Source organism: Campylobacter concisus, from assembly GCF_003048445.1.
GTDB classification, from domain to species: domain Bacteria; phylum Campylobacterota; class Campylobacteria; order Campylobacterales; family Campylobacteraceae; genus Campylobacter_A; species Campylobacter_A concisus_BF.
This window is the reverse complement of sequence record NZ_PIQW01000008.1, coordinates 112,153-121,606: the sequence shown is the minus strand read 5'-3', so window position 1 is coordinate 121,606 and position 9,454 is coordinate 112,153. Positions and strand designations below refer to the sequence as shown.

Genomic DNA, 9,454 nt, shown 5'->3' with positions numbered 1-9,454 from the left:
AAAGGAAGAAAGTTTATTAAAATATATAAATTGCTCCAAGAACGATAAATGCTCTTAGGCAAAAACCGCCGATTAAATTTATATTAAGTGTTATCTTATCTAGCCAACTTTTATAAAATTATCTTGATTTTTAAAGAATGGTTTTAGCCCCTCGTAAGCTGCTTGGATCTTTTTAAATTTAGCGTTATACTCATTTTTTATGCTTTCGCTCTTACTTGAGTGCCTGTCTGGGTGATAAATTTTAGCAAGGGCTAGGTAGCTATCTCTTACGGTTTCGAAGCTATCATTGTTCGAGCAGCCTAAAATTTCAAAATTTTCTTCTAGTAAATTTGCCAAAGCGCTGAAGCGACTTTTAAATTTGGCCGAGTTTTGGATCTTGTAGTTTCTTTTAAACTCTTTAAATTTGATTTCATTGTAGTTAAAATTTACTATAAATTTTAGGTGCTCGCGTCTTGAAATGATCTCTTCTATCAAGTCAAAGTCGCTATCTTTTTTTATTTTTAGGCTAAATTTATGATTTTTCTCATCAAATTTAGACTCATTGTCTTTAAAATTTTGCAAAATGTAGCTAGCAAAAGCTCTTGGAGTGTTGTTTAGCGTAAAGATCATCTCGCCATATAAAAACTCAATGTCGATGTTGTAGATATTTGTTAGGGCGTTTCTTTGCACTAAAGATAGTTTTATGGTTTTGTATTTTGCAAAGGTTACGTCAAGCTCGTTGCCCTGTTTTTCGTAGAGTTTTTTTATAAATTTTAAGAAGCATTTTCGTTGCGGGATCTCACTTTCTTCGTAAAAAGAGATGATCTTGTCTTTGTTTGCTAGGGTTTTTGTGAAATTTTTACTTATCAGTGCGCGAAGCTCGCAAAAAAGAGCGTCGCTATCGGTTAAAATGCTTAAAGATTCTAAAGTTTGGGTTATATTCATGGGTTTCTCCATTCAAAATATCCCCATTTAAAGCAACTAGCGTTCCAAAGTTAAATTTTCCTGATATTGCTATCTTTTGTATATGCCAAAAACTCATCTCTTAGCTTTTGTTCTTTGTGCAAGATCGCCTCCTCTTTTGTGTGAGAAGCGGCTTCTTTTTGGGGCTTTTTTGCCACGCCTTGCTCTTTTGTAAGCTCTTTTTTGATCTCTTTTAGACTATCGAAAAAATCGTTCATTTTTGCTCCTTTTGCTCAAAGGATTTTACTAAAAAGGTTATAAATTTAAAATGAATACAATCTCTTTTTAAGGAAAGTTTGGTTAATATCACAACTTAATTTTTCATGTGCGCTCGTAGCTCAGCTGGATAGAGCATTTGATTGCGGTTCAAAAGGTCAGAGATTCGAATTCTCTCGGGCGCACCATCCTTTTCTCCTCAAATTTTATTTTCAGACCACTTTTGAGATTAGTTAAATTTATAAAAAACTCTATTTAGATATAGCCCTTCAGCAGGTGCTGGTATGCGAGTTAGGGCAGGACGTCCATTTAGTGAAGCTTTGATGAGCTCGCTGCCGTCTTTTTGCTTTAGCGCTTTTAACAAATTTGCAACCATGAGGCGCACTTGACCACGCAAAAAGCCATTTGCCTTAAAAATTATGATAGTTTGCTCTTTGCGTGCATAGCAAAACGCTTTATAAATTTCGCGCACTGGGCTTTTTGTGTCGCTCCCAGTTTTCATATATGCGCTAAAATCATGCTCACCGATAAAATTTCGCAAAATTTCATTTGCCTTTTTGATATCAAATTTAGGCAAAAATACCTTGTAATTTGAGCTAAAAACATCAAATTTGCCATGATCTATCACATATCTATACGATCTTGCGACCGCATCAAATCTCGCTTGAAAGCTATCATCCACCAAATTTATGCGTTTTATGTGAATGCTTGGATGTGCATGGCGGTTTATAAGATCCTGTAAGCGTCTCAAGTCTTTAAAGTAATCGCCGCAAACGACACTTGAGCTTTGGTTGTTTGCGTGCACGCTTTTATCGGTGCGCGAGCTAGAGATCACTCTTTCAAAAATGCCAACGTGAGCTAGGGCGCGAGCAAGTTCATCCTCTACGCCGTTTTCATGCGGCTGGGTCTGCGAGCCTTGAAATTTCGAGCCATCGTAGCTGTAGATTAGCTGAATTTTCATCAGTATCTTCGTGTGATCTTGGCTTTATAAAGCAAGACGCCAGCTAGTAAAAATACGAAAAATATAAGCGGTATCGCAAGCGCTGGCTTTGATGAAAAGAGCATTATGAGCGTAAAATAGCCAAATAAAACGCCAAAAGTGCCAACATAGACCATACCCTTTTCGTATCTATACGTAACGATGCCAAGGCTGATCGCAAAGAGCGTGCTAGCAAGCGGGAAGAGGGCCACTAGGACATAGGTGCTAAGGTCTTTTCTGCGTTTATCGCTGCTAGCTGCATCCATCCAGTACTCTTTGATGCTGCCAACGTCGCTTATCTCCTCGCTTTGGGCGGTTCTTATCTTCATTGATTTGAAGTTGCTTTGGTGATAAATTTCATCTCTGATGTCATACATTTTGCCCTCGTTTAAAGAGAGCTCTACGCTTTGGCCCACGTTTATGATCTTTGCGTTTTTGGCGGTTATTAGGCGCTGTGAGTCTTTGACAAATGGGTTAAACATCACGATATCTTTGTAGGTTGTGCCATTTTTGTCTTCGCTTTCGCTGCCCACATAGACCATCCAGTCGGAGAATTTTTGTCCAAACTGGGTTGGCTTTAAATTTAGCTTTGCGACTGTCTTTTTATAGTCGATGAAATTTGCATTTAGCTGGGCGGCTATCGGTATCATGACGATGGCAACTACCAGCAAGGCAGCGCTTAAAAGGGCTGAAAAAGCTAAGAAAAATCTTGCTATTTTGTTTGGCGAGCCACCAAGTGTGAAGATAACGATACTTTCATTCTCTTTTGATAGCCGAAAAAGCGTCATCGCAAGTGAGACGAAAAATGCGATAGGCACGACAAAGAGCAGCACGCGTGGGAGCATAAATGAGTAGAGTTTAAAGAGCTCGCCAAAGCTGATCTCGATATATGAGGTGATACGCGCGATCTGGATGAAAAAGACGATCGACATGATCAAAAAAAGCGTACTAAATAGCGATGCAAACGTGCCTAAAAAGTTAAACAAAAGATATTTATTTACTCTACTCATAAATGAACCTTAAAATTTCTAAAATTTGCCCATCAAAAGCGTAGGTGACAAGCAGTCCCAAGCTTAAAAATGGCACAAAGGCTAGCTCATAGCCCTTTTTGCGAACGATCGCATAGACTGGAAGCGTAAGAAGTGCCGCCAGATAGATCGCCACAAGGGCAAATTTAGCTGGCAAAATGGCTCCGATGATCGCTGCGATAAAGATATCAGCACTGCCCATGGCTTCTTTTTTCATCGCATAGCTCACGACAAATCTCAGCGCCCAAAACAAAAGACCAAAGAGGATTAAATTTAAAATTTGAGCGAAATTTCCTTTAAAGATAAAAAGTAGCAAGGCGTAGGCAAATGCAAAAAACAGCGCCGCAAAAAGAAGCGCATCTGGCACGGCTTTATACCTTATGTCTATGACGCTAAGGGCTAGTAGCATGATAAAGCAAAGCCCTAAAAATAGCGCATAAAGCAAGGTTTCTACGCTTAAAATTTCGCCGCACTCTTTAAAAAAGCAGATCAGAAAAAACAATCCAGAGGCTAGCTCAACGAGTGGATAGACAAGGCTTATCTTTTGCTTGCAAAAGGCGCATTTGCCGCCTAAAAATAGCCATGAAAAAAGCGGGATATTGTGATAAAAATTTAGCTTGTGAGAGCATTTTGGGCAGTGAGAGGCTGGGAAATTTATACTTTCACTTCGTGGCAAGCGGTAGATTAGCACATTTGAAAATGAGCCTACGCAGATGCCAAAAACAAAAGCAAAGACGGCAAAAAAAATGACCAAAATATCCATTATCTCACTAAACTCCGCCAAATCTTCGCTCTATATCTTTAAATTTAGCCACAATGCTTGCAAGCTCATCCTTACCAAAGTCAGGCCAAAGTGTCGGCGCGAAAAATAGCTCCGCATAGCTTGCCTGCCAGAGCATGAAATTTGAAAGCCTGCTCTCGCCACCAGTTCTAATGAGAAGATCCACCGGCTCACTCTCATCAAGTGCCGCATTTAGGCTCGCTTCATTTATCTCGCAGCCTTTTAAATTTAGTTTTCGCACAGCTCTAATGATCTCATCTTTTGAGCCGTAGTTTATCGCTAAATTTAATAATAAATTTGCGTTCTCACGTGTCGCACTTTTGGTGATTGATATCTCATTTTTTAGCTCGTCACTAAATGGCGAGATGTCACCGATCGTGTTAAATTTGATCCCATTTTTTATAAAATCATCACGCTTTAAAAGAAGAAATTTTTTAAGCAAATTCATCAAAAAATCAACCTCTTTTTGCGGTCTTTTCCAGTTTTCGGTGCTAAATGCATAAAGGCTTAAAATTTTCACCCCATTATCGATGCAAAATTCGCACATATCGCTCACCACATTTGCCCCAGCTTCGTGCCCATTTGTCCGCAAAAATCCGCGCTTTTTCGCCCAGCGTCCGTTGCCGTCCATGATGATAGCTAGGTGGTTAAGTTTGTTCAATATCTAGCCTTTAAAGTCAATTATCTGCTCTTTTTTACTCCAAAGAGCACTTACGTTTTGTACCACAACTGCGGTGCCAAATTCGCTTTTTAGCAAGCTTGCGACGTTGCTAAATGGAGTTGCGATCTCATATAAATTTTCATCTTTAAATTTAAAAATAAGCGGCGCAAAATTTGAAAAAACAAGAAAAACTCTCATCTCATTTGCCTCTTTTTTAAGCTGAAAAATGCCGTTTGTACCGCTATACGCAAATGGTATATGCACGACATTTTCTTGCAGGGCAAAGAGCATTTTTGCCAGCACTCTCATCTCATCTTTTGTTTTAACTTCGCTTAAGTTTTTAAATAAATAGCTGTAAAGCCACGATAAATTCTCGTTTTTTACCAAATTTTCTATCAAATTTAGCCCATCAGCCAAAACGTCCTCATCTAAAATTCTTGGTTTTTCGTATAAATTTTTTATGACGATGTTTTTGCCCTGACTATGCACCTCGCCCCAGTATCTTGAGCCTACGTTTAGCTCTTTTACGCTTTTTGTGTTTAAATTCCTATTTGCGAAATTTAAGATGTATCTGTTAAAGCCAACCTTTTGGCTCACCAAAATGCTAAGTGGCAAGGACGAATTTATCGCTACTAACGGAGCTTGGCTGTTGTTTGCTATCTTTTGGACGCGTGAGATCTGCTCTATCATAAATTTGCTGCTAGCTCCACGATACGCCCTGCAATCTCATCTTTTGAGGCAAGCGGTAGTAAAATCTCGTTATTTTTTGTGATGAAATTTACCTCGTTTTGCTCGCTTGCAAAGCCATTTTTCTCGCCTAAAATATTTAGACAAACTGCATCAAGCCCTTTTTTTTCTAGCATTGATCTTGCACTTTTAAGAGCACTTTCGTTTGAAATTTCAAGCTTAAAGCCTATCATTTTACATTTAAACTCTTTTAAGCTTTGCAAAATATCGACATTTCTCTTTAGGCTTAAATTTAAGCTCTCTCCAACGTCTTCTTTTTTTATCTTGCCATCTATCTTTGTCGGTACAAAATCGCTCACCGCAGCGCACATTACAAGTAAATTTGCCCCCTTGCACTCACTCTTGCAAAGCTCTAAAAGCTCGCTACTTGAGCTAAATTTAAAGCTCTCAAATGGCTCGTTTGTGGTTTCAAAGCTAGCAAGCAGTTTTACCTCTGCACCTGCGTAGTAAAAGGCTCTAGCCAAAGCTCTTGCCATCTTTCCGCTTGAGAAATTTGTAATGGCTCTTACATCATCTATCTTTTCGGTTGTCGCACCACCAGTTATCACCACTTTTTTGCCTGCAAAAAGTGGCTTGCTAAACCTTTTAATGGCAGCTTCTACTATCATCTCAGGGCTTGCAAGACCGCCCTTACCAACGTCGCCGCAAGCTAGAGTTTTAAGCACTGGCTCAACCACTAAAGCGCCGTTTTTCTTTAAAATTTCAAGCGAATTTTGCGTCGCAAAATGCTCGATCATATTATTATTTGCAGCAGGGGCAACGACTAAAGGCACGTGCGAGGCGGCGATTAGCGTTTGCATAAAGACATTGTCGCAAATGCCAGCTGTTAGCTTATTTATCGTATTTACCGAGGCAGGTGCGATGAGGACTAGATCCATTTTAGAGTAGGCTATGTGATTTACGCCATCTTGCCAGTTTTGCGTTTGTGAGCTTAAAATTTTATGCTCACTTAGCCCCTCAAAGCCGCTTACACTGCAAAATTCAAGCGCTCCGTCACTTAAAGCCACATAAACATCAGCGCCTTGCTTTTTAAGCAGCGATAAAATTTCGTAAGCTTTATAAAAGGCGATACTGCCGCAAACGGCAAGTAAAATTTTCTTATTTTTTAACATCGTCTTTGCCAAAAAATTTCTCAAAAAAGCCGCTTTTATTCTCTTGGCGACCTCTGCTGATAGCTAGAGCGCCGCTCTCAACGTCTTTTGTGATAGTGCTGCCAGCTGCGATGATGACGTTATCAGCGATATTTACAGGGGCAACTAGCTGCGTATCTGAGCCTACAAAGACGTTTTTACCGATTTTGGTTTTGTATTTTGCCTTGCCGTCGTAGTTGCATGTGATCGTGCCACAACCGATATTTGTGCCACTTTCTATCTCGCAGTCGCCAAGATAGCTCAAATGTCCAGCTTTTACGCCGCTAAGAACGCCTTTTTTAACCTCGACGAAATTTCCTATGTGCGTGTCAGAAATTTCAGAATTTGGCCTTATGTGAGCTAGCGGGCCGATGTCTGAGTTTTTGATGACGCTGCTTTCGATCACCGATGAGCTTTTGATGATACTCTCAGTGATGACGCACTCGCCAAGGATGCTTACGTTTTCTTCTAGCACGCACTCGCCTTCAAATTTAGCTCTGCTGTCTATGAAAATGCTCTCAGGCATGCGCATCAAAACGCCAGCTTTCATCAAATTTTGCTTGATCTCATCTTGCATGATTTTTTCAGCGATACTTAGCTGAAATTTATCATTTATGCCCATGAAATTTTGCTCATTTACATTTACTGCAACGCACTTTAAGCCATTTTCGTTTGCTATTTTTATGGCGTCCGTTAAATAGTACTCTTTTTGCGCGTTTTGGTTGCTTATGAGCGGTAAAATTTGCTCTAACGCCTCGCGTTTAAAGCAGTAGCAGCCAGCATTTACGCTCTTTATAGCAAGCTGCGCTTCGCTCGCATCTTTTTGCTCGACGATGGCCTCAACTTTACCGTTTTTTATGATGACTCTGCCGTAGCCAAAAGGATTTGCCGCTTCAAATGAGCTCATAACCACGTCTGCTTCGGCATTTGCTAGACGCATAAGATCGGTTGATCTAACAAGTGGCATGTCGCCGCAAGTGACAAGCACCTTTTCACCGCTTAAATTTACGCCTTTTATCGCGCCAGCAGTGCCTGGGAAATTTGCTAGATCTTGCTCGAAAATTTTAGTTTGAGGGAAAATTTCTTTTATCTTTTTGCTGATCAACTCTTTTTCGTAGTGAAGCACGACGCTAACGTCATTTGTGATCGCATAAGCTTGCTTTAATATGTGAATGATCATTGGCTCGCCACATAGCTCAAATAGGACTTTTGGGCGTTTTGATTTCATCCTAGTACCAAGACCAGCAGCTAGGATTATGATTGAAGTATTATTGTTCATTTTTAAGCCTTTTAACGTTAAAAATTTCGCAGATTGTAGCAAAAAATGGCAAACATTTTTTTTAATTTAACGATTGTTTCAACAAAAAGCTAATAAAATAGCAATTCTTAAGAATTTATAAATAAAGCGAGTTTAAATGGATTTAGGAACCGTCGTCGGCTGGGTTTTGACCCTGGTGCTTTTGTTTGGATCAATGGCGATAGGCGTTGGTATAGGACCATACATCGATATCCCTTCTGTGATGATCGTTTTTGGTGGTACTATCGGCGTTATGATGGTTGGCTTCAAGATGGAGACGCTTAAAGGTGTTGGTAAATTTTATGGTGTCGCTGTTAAGCCATCAGCTGTTGTAAATTTACCTGAGACTATAAAAAAAGTAGTTGATTATTCAACCAAGGCTAGGCGAGATGGCATCTTAGCACTTGAGAGCGAAGTAAATAATGAATCAAATCAGTTTTTAAAAAAGGGTCTTTCTATGGCGGTCGATGGTAACGAGCCAGATGCGATCAGAGCGCTTTTGGAGATCGATATAGATCAAACTAGCACAAGACATGCCAATAACATCAAAATTTTCGAGCAAGTAGGTGGTTTTGCAGGTGCGATGGGTATGATCGGAACGCTCATTGGTCTTGTTGCGATGCTTCTAAATATGTCAGATCCTAGTGCGATCGGTCCATCTATGGCGGTTGCCTTGCTTACGACACTTTATGGCTCAATGATAGGTAACATCATCGGCGCACCTGTTGCAAATATCCTCTCGATCCGCGATGCTGATGAGGCGCTTGAGAAACAAGTCATTTTAGAGGGCATCATGGCGATACAAGCAGGTGATAACCCAAGAACGCTTGAGGCTAAGCTTTTAGCATTTTTACCTCCAAAAGATAGAAAAAGTCAGTTTGAATAATGGGTAAGTTAATAAAACCAGAAGAGTGCCCAAAGTGCATGCCTGAGTGGTTAGCGTCATTTGGTGACCTTATGTCGCTTCTGCTTTGCTTCTTCGTTTTGCTCCTTTCTATGGCTACGATGGACGCTAAAAAGATGGAGGCTGCTGTTGGCTCACTAGCTGGTGCGCTAAGCGTACTAGAAGGTGGCGCGAGACCAGATAGTCAGGTAGAAAAGGAGACAGATCCTGAAAGCAGACGCACTCCAAAGCCAAAAGCTCAAAAAGGCGCTCAAAACGAGATGAGTGCGACTGTCAAAAAGATAAATGAGCTACTAACGGCTAGTGGGGCACCTGAGATCACGATGGAGGAGAGCGAGGACGGCTTTATCGTTAGGCTTCCAGCTGCGATGCTCTTTGACAAAGATAGTGCTGAAATTTCTGGCGAGGATGCAAAGCTCTTTTTAAAGCGAATAGGCATGATCATAGCCAAAATGCCAAATGAAGTAAAAACGGATATCATCGGATACACTGATAATACAAATCCAAGCAAAGACTCTATATACAAAAACAACTGGCAGCTCTCTACTGCAAGGGCGCTAAGCGTGCTTGAAGAGCTAGTAAGTGACGGCGTACCACAAGAGAGACTTATCACTTCTGGCAGAGCCTCTTTTGATCCGATCGCTAGCAACAGCACAGACGAGGGCAGAGCCAAAAACAATAGAGTAGAAATTCACTTCGTCTCGCTCGAGCCAAAAAATAAAGAGGCTACTAAGAAAAGTATCCTTGATACGAGGAATTAGTCGTGAAA

The 9,454-nt window shown here is 40.4% G+C and carries 11 protein-coding genes and 1 tRNA gene; 3 read left to right on the top strand and 9 right to left on the bottom strand.

Annotation, left to right across the window (positions count from 1 at the left end):
* Window positions 1-99: 99 nt before the first annotated feature.
* The gene (locus CVT14_RS06375; RefSeq protein WP_021089313.1) at window positions 100-924 is read right to left on the bottom strand and encodes an adenylosuccinate lyase; all 825 of its coding nucleotides are present in this window, start codon (window positions 922-924) and stop codon (window positions 100-102) included.
* Between the two features lie 50 nt (window positions 925-974).
* Window positions 975-1,160: a hypothetical protein gene (locus CVT14_RS06370; RefSeq protein WP_021089322.1), complete on the bottom strand. Its 186-nt coding sequence runs from the start codon at window positions 1,158-1,160 to the stop codon at window positions 975-977.
* A 109-nt stretch (window positions 1,161-1,269) separates the two neighbouring features.
* Between CVT14_RS06370 and CVT14_RS06365 the strand changes: the two genes are divergently transcribed.
* Window positions 1,270-1,346, top strand: a tRNA-Arg gene (locus CVT14_RS06365).
* Window positions 1,347-1,387: 41 nt separating this feature from the next.
* Here the strand turns inward: CVT14_RS06365 and truA are convergent.
* From truA to glmU, 7 genes are read right to left on the bottom strand one after another with little or no spacing between them, the layout of a single operon-like run.
* Window positions 1,388-2,119 carry a tRNA pseudouridine(38-40) synthase TruA gene (gene truA, locus CVT14_RS06360; protein WP_021089324.1) on the bottom strand — a complete coding sequence of 244 codons (732 nt, stop codon included), beginning with the start codon at window positions 2,117-2,119 and terminating at the stop codon, window positions 1,388-1,390.
* Window positions 2,119-3,147 (bottom strand): LptF/LptG family permease, encoded by a 1,029-nt coding sequence (locus tag CVT14_RS06355; protein ID WP_021086950.1) that lies wholly within the window; start codon window positions 3,145-3,147, stop codon window positions 2,119-2,121. The genes truA and CVT14_RS06355 overlap by 1 nt, the downstream gene beginning before the upstream one ends.
* Window positions 3,140-3,928: a prepilin peptidase gene (locus tag CVT14_RS06350; RefSeq protein ID WP_107849960.1), complete on the bottom strand. Its 789-nt coding sequence runs from the start codon at window positions 3,926-3,928 to the stop codon at window positions 3,140-3,142. Before CVT14_RS06350 ends, CVT14_RS06355 begins: the two co-directional genes overlap by 8 nt.
* A 7-nt stretch (window positions 3,929-3,935) precedes the next feature.
* On the bottom strand, window positions 3,936-4,607 hold the full coding sequence (gene uppS, locus CVT14_RS06345) for a polyprenyl diphosphate synthase (RefSeq protein WP_107849958.1): 672 nt from the start codon (window positions 4,605-4,607) through the stop codon (window positions 3,936-3,938).
* Between the two features lie 3 nt (window positions 4,608-4,610).
* Window positions 4,611-5,297: a hypothetical protein gene (locus CVT14_RS06340; RefSeq protein ID WP_107849957.1), complete on the bottom strand. Its 687-nt coding sequence runs from the start codon at window positions 5,295-5,297 to the stop codon at window positions 4,611-4,613.
* The gene (gene coaBC / locus CVT14_RS06335; RefSeq protein ID WP_107849959.1) at window positions 5,294-6,466 is read right to left on the bottom strand and encodes a bifunctional phosphopantothenoylcysteine decarboxylase/phosphopantothenate--cysteine ligase CoaBC; all 1,173 of its coding nucleotides are present in this window, start codon (window positions 6,464-6,466) and stop codon (window positions 5,294-5,296) included. The genes CVT14_RS06340 and coaBC overlap by 4 nt, the downstream gene beginning before the upstream one ends.
* Entirely contained in the window at window positions 6,453-7,763 is a 1,311-nt protein-coding gene (gene glmU / locus CVT14_RS06330) for a bifunctional UDP-N-acetylglucosamine diphosphorylase/glucosamine-1-phosphate N-acetyltransferase GlmU (RefSeq protein WP_021089334.1), read from the bottom strand. The genes coaBC and glmU overlap by 14 nt, the downstream gene beginning before the upstream one ends.
* Before the next feature lie 136 nt (window positions 7,764-7,899).
* On the opposite strand from glmU, the gene CVT14_RS06325 reads away from it, so the two are divergent.
* Window positions 7,900-8,667, top strand: a complete 768-nt coding sequence (locus tag CVT14_RS06325) for a motility protein A (RefSeq protein WP_021089326.1) — start codon at window positions 7,900-7,902, stop codon at window positions 8,665-8,667.
* Window positions 8,667-9,446, top strand: a complete 780-nt coding sequence (locus tag CVT14_RS06320; RefSeq protein ID WP_021089312.1) for a flagellar motor protein MotB — start codon at window positions 8,667-8,669, stop codon at window positions 9,444-9,446. Before CVT14_RS06325 ends, CVT14_RS06320 begins: the two co-directional genes overlap by 1 nt.
* Window positions 9,447-9,454: the final 8 nt, after the last annotated feature.

Excerpts from the sequence above, each read along its gene's own strand:
- CVT14_RS06375 (WP_021089313.1), bottom strand. The coding sequence starts at position 924 with ATGAATATAACCCAAACTTTAGAATCTTTAAGCATTTTAACCGATAGC.
- CVT14_RS06370 (WP_021089322.1), bottom strand. The coding sequence starts at position 1,160 with ATGAACGATTTTTTCGATAGTCTAAAAGAGATCAAAAAAGAGCTTACA.
- truA (WP_021089324.1), bottom strand. The coding sequence starts at position 2,119 with ATGAAAATTCAGCTAATCTACAGCTACGATGGCTCGAAATTTCAAGGC.
- CVT14_RS06355 (WP_021086950.1), bottom strand. The coding sequence starts at position 3,147 with ATGAGTAGAGTAAATAAATATCTTTTGTTTAACTTTTTAGGCACGTTT.
- CVT14_RS06350 (WP_107849960.1), bottom strand. The coding sequence starts at position 3,928 with ATGGATATTTTGGTCATTTTTTTTGCCGTCTTTGCTTTTGTTTTTGGC.
- CVT14_RS06340 (WP_107849957.1), bottom strand. The coding sequence starts at position 5,297 with ATGATAGAGCAGATCTCACGCGTCCAAAAGATAGCAAACAACAGCCAA.
- coaBC (WP_107849959.1), bottom strand. The coding sequence starts at position 6,466 with ATGTTAAAAAATAAGAAAATTTTACTTGCCGTTTGCGGCAGTATCGCC.
- glmU (WP_021089334.1), bottom strand. The coding sequence starts at position 7,763 with ATGAACAATAATACTTCAATCATAATCCTAGCTGCTGGTCTTGGTACT.
- CVT14_RS06325 (WP_021089326.1), top strand. The coding sequence starts at position 7,900 with ATGGATTTAGGAACCGTCGTCGGCTGGGTTTTGACCCTGGTGCTTTTG.
- CVT14_RS06320 (WP_021089312.1), top strand. The coding sequence starts at position 8,667 with ATGGGTAAGTTAATAAAACCAGAAGAGTGCCCAAAGTGCATGCCTGAG.